The following is a 21,088-nucleotide window of genomic DNA, read 5'->3' as shown; positions in this document are numbered from 1 at the left end:
CGAGCGACATCCCCCCATGAGGAGAACCCTGATGAGCGACAGAGCCGTGCGCATCTCGCAACCCGGCGGACCGGAGGTCCTGACGATCGAATCGGTCGAGGTCGGCGACCCGGGCCCCGGCGAGATCCGCATCCGCCACGCGGCCTGCGGCCTCAACTACATCGACATCTACCACCGCAGCGGCGTCTATCCGCTGCCGGTGCCGACGGGGATCGGCATGGAAGGCGCCGGCATCGTCGAGGCGGTGGGCGAGGGCGTCACCCACCTGAAGCCCGGCGACCGTGCCGCGTACGCGAGCCAGCCGATCGGCGCCTACGCGACCGCGCGCGTGATGCCTGCGAAGTGCGTGGTGAAGCTGCCGGACTTCCTGAGCTTCGAGCAGGGCGCCTCGATGATGCTCAAGGGCATGACGGTGCAGTACCTGCTGCAGCGGACGTTGCCGCAGGGCGGGTTGCAGGCCGGGGACCATGTGCTCTTCCACGCGGCTGCGGGCGGCGTCGGACTCATCGCGTGTCAGTGGGCGAAGGCGCTCGGCCTGCGGTTGATCGGCACCGCCGGCAGCGATGCGAAATGCCAGCTCGCGCTGGACCACGGCGCGGAGTTCGCGATCAACTATTCGAAGGAGAACTTCGCCGATCGCGTCAAGGAGATCACCGGCGGGAAAGGCGTGAAGGTCGTCTACGACTCGGTCGGCGCGTCGACCTGGGAAGGCTCGCTCGCGAGCCTGCGGCCCTTCGGCCTGATGGTCAGCTTCGGCAACGCGTCCGGCGTGGTGCCGCCGGTGCCGCTGAAGGCGCTGGCGGCGTCGGGGCTCTACCTGACGCGGCCGTCGCTGTTCGTGCATCTCTCGTCGCTCGAGGCGACACAGGAGATCTCGGGCGCCTTGTTCCAGGCCGTCGAGCGCGGCGCGGTGAAGATCGAGGTCGAACAGCGCTATCCGTTCGACGAGGTCCAGCGCGCCCATCGCGAGCTGGAAGCCCGCACGACGACGGGCTCAGGCGTGCTGCTGGTTTGAACCGGCGGAGGCGGCGAGCGGCGGATCCAGATCGGCCGCCACCGTCTCGGCGTCCAGCAGCGCGTCGTTGGCACTGTCATCGGCTCGCGGGTCATGCCGGGGGTCCCGGGATTCCCGGGATTCCCGCGATTCCGCAGCGCCCTCGTCGGTGACGACGCGCCGCGGCGCGGGCAGGTCGTCGAGTCCTGCGGGCACGGTGTCGGCGCCGAAGTCGGTGGCCGGCTCGCCGTCGAGAGAGCCCGCCGTCGTCTCGTGCACGTCCACGTCCACGGTCTCGGTGCGCAGCACCTCGTCCAGCACCAGCGGCTGCGAGACCTTGACCTCGAAGCTGAAGCAGGAACCGGCGCCCGGCTGGCTCTCCACCTGCACCTCGCCGCCCATCAGTTCCACCAGGCGCTTCACGATGGTCAGGCCCAGGCCCGTGCCGCCGTAGCGGCGCGTGATGCTGCCGTCCGCCTGCGTGAACGGGCTGAAGATCTGCGCGATCTGCTCGCGCGTCATGCCGATGCCGGTGTCGTGCACGGCGATGCGCAGGCGCAGCGGTCCCGCGTGGACCGGCTCGTCGCCGCCGCCGTCCACGCGCTGGATGTCGACGCGGACCTCGCCCTTCTCGGTGAACTTCAAGGCGTTGCCGACCAGGTTCACCATGATCTGGCGCAGCCGCAGCGCATCGCCCAGCAGATGCTGCGGCACGCCCGGCTGCACGCGCGCGTGCAGCTGCAGACCCTTCTCGTGCGCCTGCAGCAGCAGCGGGTGCAGCGCTTCGCGCAGGCAGTCGTGCAGGCTGAACGGCGCCTGGTCGATGATCACGCGGCCGGCCTCGATCTTCGCGATGTCCAGCAGGTCGTTGATGATCACCATCAGGCCCTTGGCCGAGCTGTGCGCGAGCTCGATGAACTTGCGCTGGCGCTCGTTGAGCTCGGTCTGCAGGACCAGCTCGGTCAGGCCCAGCACGCCGTTCATCGGGGTGCGGATCTCGTGGCTCATGTTGGCCAGGAAGGAGCTCTTGGCCTGGCTGGCGGCCTCGGCGGCCTCGCGCGCGGCCTCGAGCTGCGCCTGCGTGGCCTTGAAGTCGCCGACGTCGCGCGCGTTGAGCTGCAGCACGACCTCGCCGCTGACCGGGTCGCGCATCGGCCGCGCGTCGATGGCGTGCCAGCGGCGGCCGTTGGCGGTGTTGATCTCCAGCTCGGCGCCGAAGGTCTGCCCGCCGCGCACCTGCGCGACGATGCGGCGCGCGAGGTCGGGCTCGGGGAAGATCGCGCTGAAGTCGGTCGCGCCGATGGTCTTGCGCAGGCCGTTGAAGCACATCGCCGCGGCGGGGTTGCGCATCAGGGTGCTGCCGTCGCGCAGCGAGAACACCGCGATGCGGACCGAGGTGTGCTGCAGCGCTTCGACGCCGCGCAGCAGGCTCTTGTCGACGCCGCTGACCAGCGAGTCCGCCGCGAACAGCATCACCTGGCGCTTGTGGGGCGTGCGGATGCCGCGGGAGACCAGCATCACCGTCGTCGGCTGGCCCTTGGGGTAGAGCGTCCATTGCTCGCGCACGAGCTTGCCCTGCGTGTGGTCGGCGGCGGTCACCGCCAGCCGCTCCGCGACCGACGGACTCATGTCGCTGAGGTCGCGGGAGAGGAATTCCTCGGCGCTGTCGGCGCGCCAGAAACCCAGCGCGGCGGCATTGGCCCAGAGGTTGCGCTGACGCTCCTGGTCGTAGACCCACATGGGCGCATCGAGCCAGTCATAGTGGGTCAGACAGGAGAAGTCGAGCATGGGGGCGAGGCCCTGTTCTTGGTTACGTTTGGTCGCAGCGGATTGTCGCCGTCGGCCGTGTCCTGTCCATGGTCCTGATGTCCATTCCGTCACGTCGGACGCGCGGGCGTGCCGAAGCGCGCGACGGTGCGTGAAGACCGCCCATGCGCGGCGCAACGCCCTGCCTGCGGCGTGTCCGCCTCGGTGCCCGAAAGAACCCCCTCCGAGCTGCCGCATGCGTGGCGGCAACCCTCGATGGCGCAAGGCTACGCAGGCCGATGCAGGAGCGCCAGCCTCGTTTCTCCGGAGGAACCCTCGGTCCGAGGGGCGCGAGGGGACGTGCGTGGCGGGCGCGCTCCCGCGCGCCGGACGCTCAGCCGCGCTTGACGCGGCGCAGCTCGTCCCAGATCAGCAGGACGGCGCCGATCGTGATGGCGCTGTCGGCGATGTTGAACGACGGGTAGTACCAGCCGGCCCAGTGCAGCTGGATGAAGTCGACGACATAGCCGTGCAGCAGCCGGTCGACGATGTTGCCCACCGCGCCGCCCAGGATCAGGCTGAGCGCCCACGCGAACTGCGTCTGGTGCCCGTGGCGGCGCAGCATCCAGATGATGAAGATCGTCGCCGCGACGCCGAGTCCGACGAAGAACCAGCGCTGCCAGCCCGACGCGCCCGCCAGGAAGCTGAACGCGGCGCCGGTGTTGTGGACCCGCACCAGGTTGAAGAAAGGCAGCACGTAGTGGCTGTCCCCGTACTGGAAGCTGTGCAGGATCAGGACCTTGGTGAACTGATCGGCCACGATGACCAGCAGGGCGATCGCCAGCCACTGGATCAGGCGGTTGTTCGACGAGGACGGGGACTTGGTGGCCATGGATGCTGCGGGATGGGGACGTCGGACGGAACCCGCAACTGTAGCGCCCCGCCGAGACCGCGCCGTGCGGCTAGAGTGCGGCACCGGAGCGCTTCCCTCGAAGCCGATCCGACGACGTTCCGATGACGTTCCGATGATGACCCCATGAGACTGCGCCTGAAGATCCTGCTGCTGGCGCTCCTGCCGCTGGTCGCCTCGCTGCTGCTGATCGCGGTGGCGGTGCGTCAGCAGGAGCGCGAGCTGCTCGAGCGCGAGCACGCCGCCGTGCAGCGCGCCTACATGGACGCGCGCCGCGACGAGCTGCGCCATTACGTGGAGTTGGCCGTCAGCACGCTGCAACCGCTGTACGAGCGCTCGCCCGTGCTCGCCGCCCGCGCTACCGACGCCGATATCGAGCGCGACAAGCGCGAGGCGCTGCGGCTGCTGTCCTCGCTCGACTACGGCGAGGACGGCTACTTCTTCGTCTACGACCTGCAGGGCAAGGTGCTGATGCATTCGCGCCAGCCGGAGCTGCTCGGCCGCGACCTGTGGGGCCTGCGCGATCCGCTGGGCCGGCCGACGATCCAGCAGCTGGTCGGACAGGCCAAGGCCGGCGGCGGCTATGTCGAGTACCTCTGGCGCAAGCCGTCCAGCGGCGAGATGGCGCCCAAGCTGGGTTACGTCGTCGCGATGGAGCGCTGGAACTGGATGCTGGGCACGGGCCTGTACCTCGACGGCATCCGCGCGACGCTGGAGCAGCTCGACCGCGAGGCGCAGGCCAACATCGCGCGGACGATGTGGGGCATTGCCGCGATCGCGGTGTTCGGCGTCGCGTTGATCAGCGCCTGCGCGCTGGCGCTGAACCTCAGCGAACACCGGCAGTCCGAGGCGCGGCTGCGCGCGCTGGCGCACGAGGTGGTGCGTTCTCAGGAGGACGAACGCGCGCACCTGTCGCGGGAACTGCACGACGGCGTCAGCCAGACGCTGGTCTCGACGAAGCTGCTGATCGAATCGGCGCAGCAGGCGGGCTCGACCGCGCTGCTGCCGCGCGCCCTGGAGCGGCTCAACGCCAGCCTGAGCGAGGTGCGCGGCCTGTCCCACCGCCTGCGCCCGGCGCTGCTCGACACGCTGGGGCTGCCGGCGGCGCTGGAGCATCTCGCGCGCGAGTTCGACGAGGCGGGCGCGGTGCCGGTGGCCCTGCGCGTCACCGGCGCGCCGCGCGAGCTGCCGGAGCTGCTCAACACGGTGCTGTTCCGGGTCGCGCAGGAGGCGTTGACGAATGTCGCCAAGCACGCCGGCGCCGCGCGCGTGGAGATGACGCTGGAGTTCGCGCCGGAGGCGGTGCGCGGCGAAACGGGCGCGGTGCTGCTGCGCGTGCTCGACGACGGTGCCGGCTTCGATCCCGCGGACGCCGAGCGCGCCGACCCCAGCCAGGGCATCGGCCTGCGCAACATGCGCGAGCGGATGGCCTCGATCGGCGGGGTGCTGGACCTGCAGTCCAGCCCGGGTCACGGCACGCAGGTGGAGGCCATCGTGCCGGCGCCGGCGATCAGCCGTCTGGCGCGCGACAATCCCGTCCCATGAGTGCCGATCCTTCCTCCAGCACCACCGCGACAAGCGCCGCGACAAGCACCGCGGCGACCGCATCGGCCGGCGCGGCCGCGCCCGTCCGGATCCTGCTGGTCGACGACCACCCGCTGGTCCGCGAGGGCGTGCGCTCGCGGCTGCAGGGCGAGGCGCGCTACCTCGTCGTCGGCGAGGCCGGCACCGCGGAGGAGGCGATGATGATGCTGATCGCCACGCAACCGCAGGTGGTGCTGCTGGACGTGGGCCTGAAGGGCCACAACGGCATCCAGCTCGCGCAGACCATGCTGGAGCGCGCGCCCGACCTGCGCGTCCTGATGTACAGCATGTACGACAACCCCGAGTACGTGCAGCGCGCGCTGCAGGCCGGCGCGCGGGGGTATGTGCTCAAGGATGCGCCGGCGGGCGAGATCGTGGCCGCGATCGACGCGGTCGCGGCCGGCGGCACCTTCCTCAGCCCGGGCGTCTCCAAGCGGATGTTCCGCACGCAGCAGCCGCGGCCCATCCTCTCGCCGCGCGAGAGCGAGATCCTCTCCGCGCTGGCCCGCGGCGAATCCAGCAAGCAGATCGCCCGGGCGCTCGACCTGTCCGTGAGGACCGTCGAGACCCACCGCCAGAACATCAAGCGCAAGCTCGACCTGGAGGGCCAGGCCGAACTGATCCGCTACGCGGTCGAGCACGCGCGCGGGCTGCATCGCGACGACGCCTGAGGCCGGGCTCGTCGCCATCGCCATCGCCATCGCCATCGCTTCGCTCCGCGGACGTGGGGTGTCCTGCGAAGGCGCCCGCCATGGGTGTCATGCGACGCCGCCGAGGGTTTCCACTTAAGCGCTCCTACGCCGGTCGGCTAGTCCACGCGACGGATGTGCGAAACCGCACAGGAACGGAAACTGCCGCCGCAAGACAGCCCGCGCGTGTCGTCGTCCTTCTTGGGCGCCGGGCGCGCGACGATAAAAGGAGACATCGATGTCAAACATGAGTCGCCACCTCGCCTGGGCGGGCGTGGCCATCCTCGGGGCCTTTGCCCTGGCCACCGTCGCGCTGGCCAACGGCGAAGCGGTGAGCGCGCTGTGGGTCGTCGTCGCGGCGATCTGCGTGTACCTGATCGGCTACCGCTACTACAGCCTGTTCCTGGCCACCAAGGTCCTGGGACTGGACCCCACCCGCAAGACCCCCGCCTGGAAATACAACGACGGCCTGGACTTCGTCCCGACCCACAAGTACGTGCTGTACGGCCACCACTTCGCGGCGATCGCCGGCGCCGGCCCGCTGGTCGGTCCGGTGCTGGCCGCGCAGATGGGCTACCTGCCGGGGCTGCTCTGGATCCTGGCCGGCGTGATCTTCGCCGGCGCGGTGCAGGACTTCATCGTGCTGTTCATCTCCACGCGCCGCGACGGCCGCTCGCTGGGCGACCTGGTCAAGCAGGAGATGGGCACGGTGCCTGGCGTGATCGCGCTGTTCGGCGCGTTCATGATCATGATCATCATCCTGGCGGTGCTCGCGCTGATCGTCGTGAAGGCGCTGGCGGGGTCGCCCTGGGGCACGTTCACCGTGGCGGCGACCATCCCGGTCGCGCTGTTCATGGGCGTGTACCTGAGATTCATCCGTCCGGGCCGCATCGGCGAGGTCTCCATCATCGGCTTCGTGCTGCTGATGCTGGCCATCATCGGCGGCCAGTGGGTGCATGAGAGCCCCGCGTGGGCGCCGCTGTTCACCTACGACGGCAAGGCGCTGACGTGGATGCTGATCGGCTACGGCTTCGTCGCCGCCAGCATCCCGGTGTGGCTGCTGCTGGCGCCGCGCGACTACCTGTCCACGTTCCTGAAGATCGGCACGATCATCGCGCTGGCCATCGGCATCGTGATCGTCGCGCCGCCGATGCAGATGCCGTCGTTCACCCAGTTCGCGGCCGGCAACGGCCCGGTGTGGTCGGGCAACCTGTTCCCGTTCCTGTTCATCACCATCGCCTGCGGCGCGGTGTCGGGCTTCCACGCGCTGATCAGCTCGGGCACGACGCCCAAGATGCTGGACAACGAGGTCAACGCGCGCTTCATCGGCTACGGCGGCATGCTGGCGGAATCCTTCGTCGCCGTGATGGCGCTGGTGGCGGCCTCGTGCATCGAGCCGGGCGTCTACTTCGCGATGAACAGCCCGGCCGCGCTGGTGGGCTCGACGCCGGACCAGGTGGCCGCGACGCTGTCCACCTGGGGCTTCGTGATCACGCCGGAGATGCTGGTGCAGACGGCCAAGGACGTCGGCGAGAACACCATCCTCGCGCGCGCCGGCGGCGCGCCGACGCTGGCGGTGGGCATGGCCCACATCCTGCACCAGGTGGTCGGCGGCAAGGCGATGATGGCCTTCTGGTACCACTTCGCGATCCTGTTCGAGGCGCTGTTCATCCTGACCGCCGTCGACGCCGGCACGCGCGCCGGGCGCTTCATGCTGCAGGACCTGCTGGGGACCTTCGTGCCGGCCCTGAAGCGCACCGAGTCGCTGCCCGCCAACCTGATCGCCACCGGCCTGTGCGTGGCGGCCTGGGGCTACTTCCTGTACCAGGGCGTGGTGGATCCGCTGGGCGGCATCAACACGCTGTGGCCGCTGTTCGGCATCGCCAACCAGATGCTGGCCGCGGTGGCGCTGCTGCTGGGCACGGTGGTGCTGTTCAAGATGAAGAAGGACCGCTACGCCTGGACGACGATCCTGCCGGCGGCCTGGCTGCTGATCTGCACGATGACGGCGGGCTGGCAGAAGATCTTCAGCGACGACCCGAAGGTGGGCTTCCTGGCGCATGCCGCGAAGTACGCGGACTCGCTGGCGGCGGGCAAGGTGCTGGCGCCGGCCAAGAGCCTGGAGGCCATGGAGCGCGTGATCTTCAACGACCGCCTCGACGCGGCGCTGTGCGCGCTGTTCATGTTCGTGGTCGTGAGCGTGCTCGTGTACAGCGTGAAGGCGGTGCTGAAGGCGCGTGCCGAGCGCAGGCCGTCGGTGCAAGAGACGCCGTTCGAGCGCATGCCCGAAGGCGCGACGGCAGGCGGTCATGCTTAAGCAGGCGGCGGAAGCGGCCCAGGCCGCGTTGTCGGCGGCCTCGGACGTGCTGCAGGCCGGCCGCTACATGGCCCGGGGCGTGCGCCAGCAACTGATCGGCGCGGACTACGGCGCCTATCTGGCGCACATGGCCCGCACGCATCCCGACCAGGCGCCGCTGAGCTACGAAGCCTTCTTCCGCGAGCGTCAGGAGGCTCGCTACAGCTCCCGCACCGGCCGCTGCTGCTGAGCATCGCGCGACGAACGACAACGGCCCTTCGGGGCCGTTGTCCGTTGGAAGACACTACGGGGCATGCCCCGCTTCGCCGCCAACCTGAGCTTCCTGTACCAGGAGCTGCCGTTCCTCGATCGCTTCTCGGCAGCTGCGCGGGATGGGTTCGAAGCCGTGGAGTGTCTGTTCCCCTACGACGTCCCTGCGGCTGAGCTGCGCGCCCGCGCGTCTGCCCAGGGATTGGACATTGTGCTGATCAACGCGCCACCGGGCGACTGGGCAGCGGGGGATCGGGGCCTGGCGTCGGTCGAGGGCCGCGAAGGGGAGTTCCGCGTGTCGATCGAGCGCGCGCTCGCCTATGCCTCGGTGGTTGTCGCGCCGCGCGTGCATGTGCTGGCCGGCCTGCTGCCTGAGGGGTGCGACCGCGATGCGGCGATTGCGCGCTACGAGGAGCGGCTGCATTGGGCCGCGGCGCAGGCTGCGAGCGCCGGTATCGGGCTGACGATCGAGCCCATCAATCCGCACGACATCCCCGGCTACCTGCTGCAGCGGCAGGAGGAGGCGCACGCGGTCGTTGAACGTGTCGGTGCCTCGAACCTGAAGGTCCAGATGGACCTGTACCACTGCGCGCGCGTCGAAGGCGACGTGGTCGCGCAGGTGCGCCGCTACTTGCCGACGGGGCGTGTGGGGCACTTCCAGATCGCGGGCGTCCCGGACCGGCACGAGCCGGATGACGGATCGCTGGATTGGCGAAGCGCCCTTGCCGCGATCGACGAGATTGCGGCGGCGACCGGATGGGACGGCTGGATCGGTTGCGAATATCGACCCCGGCGCGGTCCGGTCCCTGGCGGTACCAGCGCCGGTCTCGGCTGGTTGTTCCCGACTCGACGGGAAAACGTCTGACACAGGTTGCCCCCGCCATCTACTGAGCGGCTCCATTTGCAAGCGAGGAGTCGCGGTGAGATTTTTTCGAAGGGGCCTCGTCGTCCCGCTGGCGGGGCTGGCGATCGCCCTGGTCGGCGGCTTGGCCGTCGTGCGGACGGCGCATGCCTTGATCATCAACGAGGCGAAATTCGTCGAGCTCGGCGGAGACCTCGGCGCGGTCAAGGCAACATTCTCTGCGGTCGCCGCGCGATTGCATTCGTGGAGTCTGTCGGAGCAGTTCATGCCCGTGGGCTGGATCGAGGGATGCACGGCGACCTGGCTGGGCGAGGAGGGCGGTCGGACCTACCTTCTGACTGCGGCGCACTGCGTGTCCGCGACGCACGGCGAGGTCACTCGTACCCACCGGACATTCAAGGACTGGCGCGGCCAGGTCATTGCACAAGGAGAGGGCTGGGCCCTCAGGCCGCCGAAGTGGGCGAACTGGCAGGCCACGCCGAGCTGGGACGGCTTTGCCGATGACGTCGCCGTGCTGAGCCTGCCTCGCGTGGCGAGCCCGGTCGATGGTTCTGGCAGAAGGTTGGCGCCGCCGACGATCGCCGACACACCGCTGCAGACATCGGAGCTCCTTCACTACGTCGGCTACGGCCTGGTCGGCGTCGGACAAACCTATAGCGACAGCCACCGGCCGGCGGCCGAGAAAGGTCGGTTGAGGGGCGAGGCCCCTGTCGCAGGCTTCTTCTCCGGCGATCGCGGTTTCTACAGCCGATATGAGTCGGTGAAGGCCAGCCCGTCGTGGGCCCGCCCCTCGCCAGGTGACAGCGGTTCAGCCGCATGGCGTCTTCATCAGGGCTACTGGCAGGCTGCCGGCGTCAACGCCGGCATGCGTCCTTCCTACGGCGTGGGTCCGCATCTGGCCCGACATGCGGCGTGGATCGAGGGCGTGTTTCCAGGCGCCGTGATGCAGTCGGAACGCATGTCGGTGACCGCGTCCGCGCCCTTCGTGTCTCGGAACCATGCGCTCGATCCGTCTGGAATGAACGTCTTCTTCGTCATTCCTCCCCAGACGGGCGCCATCGGCCCGACTGTTGGTCGATCGTCGCGCACCAAGGGCGACAGCATAATCTCCGTGGCGGTGAAGGAGTCCCGCACCGGCGCGACCTCCACGATCCGGCTCCGTGCCCACCGCGATGCAGGGTGCCGGCGGTCGCCGATCGAGGATGCGGCACCGTGTCCCGGCTCGCAGAACAACCAGCTGAAGGTGGCGTTTCGAGCGGACGACAACCCCGGCTTGAAACCCGGTGCGTACACCGGCCGCTTCCATGTGGATGTGCTGTCCTGGCTGGATCGTTCGCGGCAGGAGCGGGTGAGCCTCCATGTCGACGTCCGGCATCTGCTGCGGGGCCAGGTCTCGACCAGCGCCGCTTACGTCTCGCCCAATCTGGCCGAGCGGGCGGCCCACGGCACGATCTATTACACGGTCCCTCCGCAGGGGCGCGCGCAAGGACCGGTGTCCGGCGTGTGGAACGGCAGTCCGCTGTCCAGCCGGATCGATGTGACGGTGCGCGACGCCGTGACCCAGCAGGACCGGCAGGTCGTGCTGCGAGCGCAACGCGATCCGCTTTGCGGCGGACGGATGACGCGCATGGAAGATGCGGCCACCTGCCAGCGACGGTCGGCGGGCCGGGTGATGGTGCGCTTCCATCGGGAGGACAACCCTCAGCTGCCCGCTGGTCTCCACCGCGGGCGTGTGACGCTTCAGGCGCGCGGCTGGACGGATCCGGCCTTCGATCAACTGATCGAGCTCGACGTCGACCTGGACACGCTCTGAGCCGGCGCTTCGGGCGAAAAAAAAAGCCGCCAGACGCATGGCCTGGCGGCTTGGTTCAACAACGCCTCAGGGCGTCAGCGCTTCAGCGGATCTGCACGCACCTTCGTGCTCATGCGATCGTGCGCAGCTCGCCTTCGCCGTAGAGATTGCTCTCGCACCGTCCGCAGATCGTCGGATGCGCCGGATTGGCGCCGACGTCCGCGCGATAGTGCCAGCAGCGCTCGCACTTCTGATGGGCCGACGGTGTCACCGTGATGCTCAGCTCGCCGGCCAGCGCCACGCTCGCCGCCGACGTGATCAGCACGAACTTCAGGTCGTCGCCCAGGCTGTTCAGCAGGGCGAGGTCCTCGGCGTTCACGCCCAGCGCGACCTCGGCCTGCAGCGACGAACCGATCGCGCCGGTCGTGCGGACTTCCTCGATCGCCTTGTTCACCGCGTCACGGATCTCGTGGATGCGATTCCACTTCGCGATCAGTCCGTCGTCGTGCGCGACGCCGACGGACCAGTAGGTCTCGGTGAAGATCGTGTCGCCGGCCTGCTTGCCCGCGAAGACCTTCCACGCCTCTTCGGCGGTGAAGCTCAGGAACGGCGCCATCCAGCGCAGCATCGCGTTCGTGATGTGCCACAGCGCCGTCTGCGCCGAGCGGCGGGCCGTCGACTTCGGCGCGCTCGTGTACAGCCGGTCCTTCAGCACGTCCAGGTAGAACGCGCCCAGGTCCTCCGAGCAGTACACCTGCAGCTTGGCCACGACCGGGTGGAACTCATAGCGCTGGTAGTGCGCCAGGATCTCCTCCTGGAACTGCGCGGCACGGGCCAGCGCGTAGCGGTCCGCCTCCAGCAGCTGGTCCAGCGGCACGGCGTCCGTCGCCGCGTCGAAGTCCGAGGTGTTGGCCAGCAGGAAACGCAGCGTGTTGCGGATGCGGCGATAACCGTCCACGACGCGCGCCAGGATCTTCTCGTCGCCGGCGATGTCGCCCGAGTAGTCGGACGCCGCCACCCACAACCGGATGATCTCGGCGCCCAGCTTCTTGCTGGTCTCCTGAGGGTCGACGCCGTTGCCCAGCGACTTGCTCATCTTGCGGCCCTTGCTGTCCACGGTGAAGCCGTGGGTCAGCAGGCCGCGGTAGGGCGCGCGGCCGTTGATCGCGCAGGAGATCAGCAGCGACGAGTGGAACCAGCCGCGATGCTGGTCATGGCCTTCCAGGTAGAGGTCGGCCTCCGGGCCGGTCTCGTGCGCCGCGCCGGCGTGCGAGCCCTTGAGCACGTGCTGGAAGGTGGAGCCCGAGTCGAACCACACGTCCAGGATGTCCTGGCCCTTCGAGTACTGCGCGGCTTCGTCGCCCAGCCACTCGGCCGGGTTCAGCTTGGACCAGGCCTCGATGCCGCCGGCCTCGACCAGCTGCGCGGCGCGCTCGATGAACTCCAGCGTCTTCGGATGCGGCTGGCCGCTGTCCTTGTGCAGGAAGATCGGCAGCGGCACGCCCCAGCTGCGCTGGCGCGAGATGCACCAGTCGGGCCGGCCGGCGATCATGTCGTGCAGGCGCGTCTTGCCGTTCTCGGGATAGAAGCTGGTCTGCTCGATCGCGTCCAGCGCCAGCTGGCGCAGGGTCTTGTCGGCCTTGTCGACGGTGAACACGCCGTCGCCCTCGTCCATGCGGACGAACCACTGCGCCGCCGCGCGGTAGATCACCGGCGACTTGTGACGCCAGCAGTGCGGGTAGCTGTGGCGGATCTTGCTGTGCGCCATCAGGCGGCCGGCGTCCTGAAGCGCCGCGGCGATCACCGGGTTGGCCTTCCAGATGTGCTGGCCGCCGAACAGCGGCAGCTCGGCCTCATAGACGCCGTTGCCCTGCACCGGGTTCAGGATGTCCTTGAACGCCAGGCCGTGCGCGATGCACGAGTTGAAGTCGTCCACGCCGTAGGCCGGCGCCGAGTGGACCACGCCGGTGCCGTCGTCGGCGGTGGCGTAGTCGGCCAGGTAGACGGGGCTCTCGCGGTCGAAGCCCGGATGCACGTGCGCGAGCGGGTGCTTGAACTTCAGCAGCTCCAGCGATTTGCCCGGCGTGACCGCGACGGTCTTGCCCTCGATGCCCCAGCGGGCCAGGCACTTCTCGACCAGCGCCTCGGCCACGACGAAGTAGCCGCGCGCCGTGTCGACCAGCGCGTACGGCAGCTCCGGGTTCAGGTTCAGCGCCTGGTTGGCGGGGATGGTCCAGGGCGTCGTCGTCCAGATGACGGTGAACGCTTCCTTGTCCAGCGTCGGCACGCCGAAGGCCGCGGCGAGCTTCTCCGGCTCCGCGCTCAGGAAGGCCACGTCGACGGCCGGGGAGTCCTTGTCGGCGTACTCGATCTCGAACTCGGCCAGCGAGGAACCGCAGTCGAAGCACCAGTACACCGGCTTCAGGCCGCGGTAGACGAAGCCGCGCTCGAACAGGCGCTTGAGCACGCGCAGCTCGCCGGCCTCGTTCTTGAAGTCCATCGTCCGGTATGGATGGTCCCAGTCGCCGAGCACGCCCAGGCGCTTGAAGTCCAGGCGCTGCTGGTCGATCTGCTCGGTGGCGTAGGCGCGGCTCTTCGCCTGCACCTCGTCGCGCGGCAGGCCGCGGCCGAAGGTCTTCTCGATCTGGTTCTCGATCGGCAGGCCGTGGCAGTCCCAGCCGGGGATGTAGGCGGCGTCGAAGCCCTCGAGCTGGCGCGCCTTGACGATCATGTCCTTCAGGATCTTGTTGACGGCGTGACCCATGTGGATCTGGCCGTTGGCGTAGGGCGGGCCGTCGTGCAGCACGAACTTCGGCTTGCCCTGGCGCGCGACGCGCAGCCGCTGGTAGACGCCCTGGTCTTCCCATTCCTGGACCCAGCCCGGCTCGCGCTTGGGCAGGTCGCCGCGCATGGGGAACGGGGTGTCGGGCAGGTTCAGCGTCGAGCGGTAGTCAGGTTTGGCACCCGACTTGTCGGCGGACAAGGTGTTGGACTTGGAATCGTCGGTCATGGCGGCGGCAATCGAAGGAGGCGGCCGGTGGACGGGGCCGCGAGAGAAGAGGGGTGGCGCGGTGGGGCAGGAGGCACAAGAGGCGGGCCCGCGCGCCGGCTGAGCGGTCGAGATGAGCGATCGGGTGCTCAGCCCTTCAAATTCGGTCGCGCGTGGTCTGGCGGCGGACGGCGGCGTGGGTCGTCGCCGGTTCGGCGAAGTACGCGCGTGCCTGGCGGACGTCCTCGCGGATCGCGGCGGTCAGGGCGTCCAGACCGTCGAAACGGGCTTCGTCACGCAGTTTGTGCAGGAGTTCCACGCGCACGAGTTTACCGTAGGCCTCGCCCGGGCCCAGGCGGTCGGCCAGCGCCGCCGGCCAGTCCAGCGCATGGACCTCCAGCAGCACGCGGCCGGCGTCCTCGACCGTCGGTCGCACGCCCAGCGAGGCGACGCCGTCCAGCACGATGCCGCCGCCCTGGCCGCCCGCATTGCCATCATGGCGGTCCTGGCCGTCGAGCCCGTGCACGCGCACCGCGAAGATCCCGTGCGCCGCCGGCTTGTCGTGGTCGAACCTCAGGTTCAGCGTGCGGAAGCCGTCGCCCCGGCCGGGCGCGGTCTCCGCCAGCTGGCGCCCCAGTTTCTGGCCGTGGATCACGTGGCCGGAGATCGCGTACGGCCGTCCCATCAGGCGCGCGGCGCCGTCCATGTCGCCGGCGGCCAGCGCCTCGCGCACGGCGGAGCTGGACACCCGCAGGCCGTGCACCTCGTAGCTCATCATCCGCGCGACGTCGAAGCCCAGGCGCTGCCCCGCGGCGTCCAGCGTCGCGTAGTCACCCTGGCGCTTGGCGCCGAAGCGGAAGTCGTCGCCGACGAGCACGTACTTCGTCCCCAGTCCGTCGACCAGCACCTGCTGGATGAAGTCCTGCGCCGGCAGCGAGGCCAGCGCCTCGTCGAAGCGCAGCACCACGACCTGGTCGATGCCGCAGCGCTCCAGCTCCTGGAGCTTGTCGCGCAGCGTGGCGATGCGCGCCGGCGCCAGTTCGGGCTTGCCGAGCTTCCTGGCGAAGAAGTCGCGCGGGTGCGGCTCGAAGCTGAGCACGCAGGTCGGCAGGCCGCGGTGGCGGGCCTCCGACAGCAGCAGCGCCAGCATGGCCTGATGGCCGCGATGGACGCCGTCGAAGTTGCCGATCGTCAGCGCGCACTGCGCCGCGATGCCGGGATGGTGGAAGCCGCGGAAAACCTGCATGGGCGGGGATTATCAGCCGCCGCGCGAGGCGCCGCCGCCGATGCATGGATTCGGGCGGGATCCGATGGATCAGGCGCGGATCTGACGGATCAGGCGGCCGCGGCGGCCGGCGAGGCCGGCAGATGCCGCGCGACGACGGCCAGCAGCTCGTCCATCTCGAACGGCTTGACCAGATGGCCGTCCATGCCGCTGGCCAGGCAGCGGGCGCGGTCCTCGTCGACGGTGCTGGCGGTCAGCGCGACCACCGGCGTGCGCGGCAGCAGGCGGCGCGCCTCTTCCTGCCGCCACGCGGTCGTGGTCGCATAACCGTCCAGCTCGGGCATGTGGCAGTCCATCAGCACGAGGTCGAAGCGCTGTGCGCTCAACAACTCGAGGGCCTCGCGCCCGTGTTCGGCCGGCACGACGCTCAAGCCGCAACGCTCCAGCATCGTCGTGGCGACCAGCAGGTTGACCGGGCTGTCGTCGACCAGCAGCACGCGGCCTTCCAACTGAGGCGGCGGGTGCGGCGGCGTGCCGGCGGACGGCGCGCGCATCGGGGCGGCGGCCTCGGCGGCGCAGGCCTGCAGCGGCAGCGTGAACTCGAACACCGAGCCCTGGCCCGGCGCCGACGCGCAGCGCAGGTCGCCGCCCATGGCCCGGGCGATCTCGCGGGAGATCGTCAGCCCGAGCCCGGCGCCGTCACGGCGGGCGCGGTCCGTGCCGGGGCCGCCCGCCTGCTCGAAGGGCGCGAAGATGCGTTCGAGCTGGTCCGCCGGGATGCCGTCGCCGGTGTCCCGGACCGCGAAGTGGAGCAGGGTGCCGGCGCGCATGTCCAGCACCGACGAGACCTCCAGCCCGACGCGGCCGTGGTCGGTGAACTTGATGGCGTTGCCCACCAGGTTGTGCAGCACCTGCTGGATGCGCGAGGCGTCGCCCATCGCCCGGGCGGGGAGCTGCGGCGCGACGCTCAGCGTGAAGTCCAGTCCCTTGGCCCGCGCGGACTCGCCCAGCAGCCGGGCGACGTCGCCGGCGACCTCGCGGATGTCGAAGGGCCGGGCCTCGACGACGAGCTTGCCGGATTCGATGCGCGCCAGGTCCAGGATGTCGTTGACCAGCGTCAGCAGATGCCGGCCGGAGCGGCGCACGATCTCGACCTGCTCGCGCTGCTGCGCGCTGAGGTCGCCGCGCTCCAGCAGCTGGGTCATGCCGATGATGCCGTTGAGCGGCGTGCGGATCTCGTGGCTCATCACGGCGACGAAGCGGCTCTTGCTGCTGCTGGTCTCCTCGGCGGCGTTGAGCGCCAGGCGGCGCTGCTCGGCCAGGCGGGCCTGCTCGAAGCGCAGGCGCAGCAGTTCCAGCGTGCCGGCCTCGATGCGGCGGGATTCCAGGACCGTCAGCAGCCAGAACATCGCCAGTCCGCCGACGCTGAGCCAGCCGGTCACGCCGCCCTGCAGCGCGAGCCGGATCGCCAGCGGCGCGATCACCAGCGAGGCGAACAGCGCCTGCCCGCGCGCCCAATGGCCCAGCGACACCATCGTGAAGGCGACCAGACCGACCAGCGTCGTCATGACCGCGCCGTCGATCTCCGGCAGGTTGGGGGTGGCGAAGAGGGCGCCGATCACGCCCCAGGCCAGGCCGTCGAGTCCCAGTCCGGCCAGGTAGCGCCGTTCCTCGCGCGGCGAGGCGCGCTCCTGCAGCGGCAGGGCGAGGAAGCGTCGGGCCTGGACCGTGCGCCACAGCGAGATGATCCAGCGCGCCCCCAGCCAGCCGAGCAGGTCCACGACGGGCAGGTGCGGCCACAGCAGCACGACCGGCAGCAGGCCGAACAGCGCGCCCACGCCCGCGGGCATGGCCACGCGGGCCTGCAGGCTGCTCAGGCGCTCGGCCCGGACCTGGATCGCCACGCTGGCGGCGCTGTCCTCGTGATGTGCGATGTCTGAAATTCCCATACGACCCGGCCGGCGAGGTGTCCGACCGATGCGGCTCCTGCTGCTGGCGCCGCTCCAGGGCGGCGCTTCGGTGGCGCGTTTCTACCCAAGGATGGTGATCCGTGGACTCGGGGACTTCCCGCGAGTGGGCGCTGGCCGGCGACGCCCCGGGCGCGGACCCGGGTCAGCCGGCCGAGCCGGGCGCCGAAGAGCCGGGGCCGGAAGGCGGTTCGGACATGGCGAGCTCGCGCTGACGCTCGTCGAGCCACATCCAGCCGCCTTCCTTCAGGTCGGCCGGCAGTTCCAGCGCGCCGATGCGCTGCCGGTGCAGGCTCAGCACCCGGTTGCCGACCGCGGCCACCATCCGCTTGGCCTGGTGATAGCGACCCTCGGTGAGCGCCATCTGCAGGCGCCCGTCGGGCAGACGCTCGGCGGAAACGGCCCGCACCGGTTCCTCGGCGAGCTTGGGGTTGCGTTCCTCCAGCAGCACGCCGGCGACGAGCCGGCGCAGCTGTTCCTCGTCCACATCGGCCTTGCAGACCGCCTGGTAGAGCTTGGGCACGTGGTACTTCGGGCTGGTCAGCTTGCTGCTGGAGCGGACCGTCGTCGGTCAGCAACAGCAGGCCGGTGGTGTCCTCGTCGAGGCGACCCACGGGCTGGATGTCGCGGTTGCGCACCGGTTCGGGCAGCAGCGAGAACACGCTCGGGTGATGGCTGGGCTTGCGCGAGCACTCGTAGCCGGCCGGCTTGTACAGGAGGATCAGCGCCTTCTCGTGGTAGGGCCAGGTCTGGCCTTCCACCTCGAAGACGAGGCCCGCGGTGTCGAAGGCCTGGTGCGGATCGTCGACGACCGTGCCGCCGATCGAGACCAGCCCGTGGTGGACCAGCGCGGCGCAGTGCCGGCGGGTGCCGAAGCCCTGGCTGAAGAGGATCTGGGCGAGGGCCACCGGCTTGGCGGACTTGTTGGAAATTGCGGAACTCGAGGTCATGGGGAGGAATTGTCGCTTCGCGGGCGAATGTGTTCAGGAATTGAGCGATGTCAACGTTGGACGTTCGTCAGTGGGATGGGTGGGGGCGTGCGGGGCACCTACACGGCACCTCCGAACCGGTCCTCGCCGCCATGCCATCCATCGTCCAACGCACTTCCATCTCCTTGAACGGGCAGGTCGAACCCCACGTTCAGGCCGACGCTCAGGCCGGCAACCAGGTCGAGGGCCGGCGCCTCCACGACCAATTGGGAGCCGAGACAGCGACGCTGCCGCGCTGTCCCCCGCGCCGGCGGGCTCGCGCACGCCGGCCCATCTCAACGAGGAGACGCTGCTGGGCGACGGGCTGCCGCACGCCAGCCGCCTGCGCGACGGTCCGGTGCTGATGGCGTCGCCGACGGTCCAGGAGGCGCTGTGTTTTGCCCGTGCCTGCGTGAAGCACCAGATCGGCTGGGTCGTGGACCTTCGCTCGTCGAATGACAGACAGCCTGCACACGCGAGTCCCCTGGACGGCGGAAAGCCGGCCTTCGTCAATGAGGACGGGGTCGCCCGCTTTGCACGGAAGGGGCGCGAGGCCCCGTTGCGCGGCGTGGGGCCGGGAGCGGCCGAAGACCACGTCCGCAAGATCGAGCTCAGCCTCCAGCCCGGTCGGCAGACGCCGGCCGCGGATGGCGATGCGCCGCGCGACCTGTCGCAGTCGCTGGACTGGATCCGGGTGCCTGTGGACGACGACAAGCCCATTTCGCCCCAGCGATTGCTCGACACCAGCGTGCATCTGGCCCGCACGGCGTCCACGGCGCACGTGGCGTTCCAGTGCGCGCGGGGGCAGCACACCGGCGCCACGTTCGCGGCCGCCCACGCGTTGCTCGAGGTGCATCGCCGCTTCCCGATCTTCGCGGACGAACTGCAGGATGTCGTGCTGGACGAATGCCTGACCATCCGTCGCGATCGCGGCCCGGAGCTGTTCCGCGCCGAGGACCTCGCGTCACTGATGGCCTTCGGCCGCCTGATGCTGGCAGTGCGGGATCTGCCTTGACAGATGACCCGTCCGGCGCGGGTCGCGGGGATGGGAGGCTGACAGCCGGCCGGGGTGGTCAAACCAGAGCGGACCCTCAGCGCGACTGAACCCGGACCGCGTCCACGATCGCCCGCGCCACCACTTCCGCGGCGACCCCACCGAGCAGCGTCATGTCGCCGTCGACGTCCGCGGCGCCGGTGGCGAGCGCGAACATCACGTCCCCGTCCATCACCGTGTGAACCGGGTGGATGGCGCGCGCCAGGCCGTCATGTGCGATCTGCGCCAGCTTGGTGGCTTGCGCCTTCGTCAGGCGCGCGTCGGTCGCGATGACGCCGATCGTCGTGGCGCTGCCCTGCAGCGCACCGCCGGGGCGTTCGCCGTCAAGCAGCGCCTGGACCGTCGATCGCGGACGGCCGTCCGCGCCGCGCGAGCCCGCGATCACCTCGCCGCCGCGCGGATCGACGACGTCGCCCACCGCGTTCACCGCCACCATCGCCGACAGCGTCACGCCGCCGATGCGCACGGACGCCATGCCCAGTCCGCCCGGCATCGAGCGCTCGACGCCCAGCAGCTTGCCCACCGTCGCGCCCGTGCCGGCGCCGATGCGTCCGCGCGAGCGCTCATCGGCCGACGCCGCGTCGCAGGCCGCGCGGCCGGCCGCCGCATCGGGCGCGGTCTGCGCCCCGTGCCGCCAGAGATCGAAGAGCACCGCGGCCGGCACGATGGGCACCCGCACCTGGCCGACACGGAAGCCGTGCCCCCGCTCCGCCAGCCAGCGCATCACGCCGTCCGCGGCGGCGAGGCCGAACGCGCTGCCGCCGGTCAGCAGGATCGCGTGGACCTGCTGCACGGTGTTCTCGGGACGGAGCAGTTCGAGGTCGCGCGTGCCCGGCGCGGCGCCGCGCACATCGACGCCGGCGGTCGCGCCGGCCTCGCACAGCACGACGCTGCAGCCGGTGGGCACCGACGGATGCGTGAAGTGGCCGACCTTCAGGCCGGCGACGTCGCACAGGGCGCCGGCGTCGGGCGATGCTTCGGGCAACGGGTCGTGCAATGCGTCGGACAACGAGCTGGTCAACGAGCCGGTCAACGCGTCAGGCAAGGCATCGGTCAAAGGGCCGGTCAAAGGGTCGGTCAAAGCGCCGGTCAAGGCGCCGGTCGGGGATCCGCTCAAGGCTTGCCACCCTGCGGCTTCAGCGAGCCGCAGTCGCTGCCCAGGTAGCGGGCCTCGCCGGTGGAGCGCAGCACCTCGGTCTTGCCGTCGCGCTGTGCGCGGATCTCGCTCTTGGTCTTGTAATGGTCCGGGCCGAGGAAGGTGATCTCGTTGGTCCCTTCCGAGGCCGGATTGGTGCAGCGGAAGTTCACCAGCATCGTGTCGCCGGTGCGCTTGCTGTCGTGTTCGCACTTGCCGTCGGTGCGCGGCATCGCGGCGCGGTCGGCCTGTTCCTTCGTGACGCAGGATTTGAGCGTCAGCTCGCCGCCCTGGAAGTTCATGCTGACGCCGTGCTGCGACATCATCGATTCCATCTGCTTGCGCTGCTCGGGCGGCAGCGCCGCCATCTGCTTCTGCATCTGCTCCATCTGCGCCTGACGCTGCGGATCGAGCTGGGGCTTCTGCTTAATCTCCCACAACCCGGGCTTGAAGTCCTGGGCGGAAGCGGACACGACGCCGGCCGCGAGCAGCAGGCCGATGATCAGGGAGGAGGGGGCAAAAGGCATGACAGGCTCCCTCGCCGCAGCAGGGGCGAGCCACGCCAGTGTACGCAGCGCCGAGTCGGGATGCACCGCTAGGCGGAAAC

The 21,088-nt window shown here is 69.9% G+C and carries 15 protein-coding genes and 1 pseudogene; 8 read left to right on the top strand and 8 right to left on the bottom strand.

The annotated features are described in order from the left end of the window. Nucleotides 1-31: 31 nt before the first annotated feature. Nucleotides 32-1,015, top strand: coding sequence for a quinone oxidoreductase family protein (locus tag ACFJIX_RS28020; RefSeq protein WP_377156009.1), 984 nt, complete (start codon nt 32-34; stop codon nt 1,013-1,015). Here the strand turns inward: ACFJIX_RS28020 and ACFJIX_RS28015 are convergent. Both ACFJIX_RS28015 and lspA read right to left on the bottom strand, forming a co-directional pair. Next, nucleotides 995-2,782, bottom strand: a complete 1,788-nt coding sequence (locus tag ACFJIX_RS28015) for an ATP-binding protein (protein WP_377156007.1) — start codon at nt 2,780-2,782, stop codon at nt 995-997. The two genes, ACFJIX_RS28020 and ACFJIX_RS28015, sit on opposite strands and share 21 nt — an antisense overlap. A 352-nt stretch (nt 2,783-3,134) precedes the next feature. Beyond that, complete coding sequence (lspA, locus tag ACFJIX_RS28010) at nt 3,135-3,632, bottom strand: signal peptidase II (protein WP_297523949.1); 498 nt, start codon at nt 3,630-3,632, stop codon at nt 3,135-3,137. A gap of 144 nt (nt 3,633-3,776) precedes the next feature. On the opposite strand from lspA, the gene ACFJIX_RS28005 reads away from it, so the two are divergent. From ACFJIX_RS28005 to ACFJIX_RS27980, 6 genes are all read left to right on the top strand, one after another. Further along, nucleotides 3,777-5,195 carry a cache domain-containing protein gene (locus ACFJIX_RS28005; RefSeq protein ID WP_377156006.1) on the top strand — a complete coding sequence of 473 codons (1,419 nt, stop codon included), beginning with the start codon at nt 3,777-3,779 and terminating at the stop codon, nt 5,193-5,195. Beyond that, complete coding sequence (locus ACFJIX_RS28000) at nt 5,192-5,905, top strand: response regulator (RefSeq protein WP_377156004.1); 714 nt, start codon at nt 5,192-5,194, stop codon at nt 5,903-5,905. The genes ACFJIX_RS28005 and ACFJIX_RS28000 overlap by 4 nt, the downstream gene beginning before the upstream one ends. A 256-nt stretch (nt 5,906-6,161) precedes the next feature. Then, nucleotides 6,162-8,240 carry a carbon starvation CstA family protein gene (locus ACFJIX_RS27995; protein ID WP_377156003.1) on the top strand — a complete coding sequence of 693 codons (2,079 nt, stop codon included), beginning with the start codon at nt 6,162-6,164 and terminating at the stop codon, nt 8,238-8,240. After that, on the top strand, nt 8,233-8,469 hold the full coding sequence (locus tag ACFJIX_RS27990; RefSeq protein ID WP_297523945.1) for a YbdD/YjiX family protein: 237 nt from the start codon (nt 8,233-8,235) through the stop codon (nt 8,467-8,469). The genes ACFJIX_RS27995 and ACFJIX_RS27990 overlap by 8 nt, the downstream gene beginning before the upstream one ends. Nucleotides 8,470-8,532: 63 nt before the next feature. Beyond that, a complete protein-coding gene (locus ACFJIX_RS27985) occupies nt 8,533-9,354 on the top strand; it encodes a hydroxypyruvate isomerase family protein (protein WP_377156001.1) in 822 nt (273 codons plus the stop codon). 148 nt (nt 9,355-9,502) lie between these two features. After that, complete coding sequence (locus tag ACFJIX_RS27980) at nt 9,503-11,164, top strand: hypothetical protein (protein ID WP_377156000.1); 1,662 nt, start codon at nt 9,503-9,505, stop codon at nt 11,162-11,164. Nucleotides 11,165-11,273: 109 nt separating this feature from the next. Here the strand turns inward: ACFJIX_RS27980 and ileS are convergent, their stop codons facing one another. The 4 genes and pseudogenes from ileS to ACFJIX_RS27960 form a co-directional block, all read right to left on the bottom strand. Then, nucleotides 11,274-14,153: an isoleucine--tRNA ligase gene (gene ileS, locus ACFJIX_RS27975; protein WP_377155998.1), complete on the bottom strand. Its 2,880-nt coding sequence runs from the start codon at nt 14,151-14,153 to the stop codon at nt 11,274-11,276. A gap of 136 nt (nt 14,154-14,289) precedes the next feature. Further along, entirely contained in the window at nt 14,290-15,378 is a 1,089-nt protein-coding gene (locus tag ACFJIX_RS27970) for a bifunctional riboflavin kinase/FAD synthetase (protein WP_377155996.1), read from the bottom strand. Between the two features lie 89 nt (nt 15,379-15,467). Then, nucleotides 15,468-17,306, bottom strand: a complete 1,839-nt coding sequence (locus ACFJIX_RS27965; protein ID WP_377155994.1) for an ATP-binding protein — start codon at nt 17,304-17,306, stop codon at nt 15,468-15,470. 163 nt (nt 17,307-17,469) lie between these two features. Then, a pseudogene (locus ACFJIX_RS27960) lies at nt 17,470-18,274 on the bottom strand (pseudouridine synthase). Nucleotides 18,275-18,656: 382 nt separating this feature from the next. Here ACFJIX_RS27960 and ACFJIX_RS27955 point away from each other — a divergent pair. Beyond that, nucleotides 18,657-19,307 (top strand): hypothetical protein, encoded by a 651-nt coding sequence (locus ACFJIX_RS27955; RefSeq protein WP_377155992.1) that lies wholly within the window; start codon nt 18,657-18,659, stop codon nt 19,305-19,307. 76 nt (nt 19,308-19,383) lie between these two features. Here the strand turns inward: ACFJIX_RS27955 and ACFJIX_RS27950 are convergent, their stop codons facing one another. Then, nucleotides 19,384-20,331 carry a P1 family peptidase gene (locus tag ACFJIX_RS27950; RefSeq protein WP_377162025.1) on the bottom strand — a complete coding sequence of 316 codons (948 nt, stop codon included), beginning with the start codon at nt 20,329-20,331 and terminating at the stop codon, nt 19,384-19,386. A 128-nt stretch (nt 20,332-20,459) separates the two neighbouring features. Next, complete coding sequence (locus ACFJIX_RS27945; RefSeq protein ID WP_377155990.1) at nt 20,460-21,008, bottom strand: DUF3617 domain-containing protein; 549 nt, start codon at nt 21,006-21,008, stop codon at nt 20,460-20,462. Nucleotides 21,009-21,088: the final 80 nt, after the last annotated feature.

It is taken from the genome of Roseateles sp. UC29_93 (genome assembly GCF_042695725.1).
Classification (GTDB): Bacteria; Pseudomonadota; Gammaproteobacteria; order Burkholderiales; family Burkholderiaceae_C; genus Roseateles; species Roseateles noduli_A.
The sequence above is the reverse complement of the archived record's forward strand: the minus strand, read 5'-3'. Positions and strand labels throughout refer to the sequence as shown.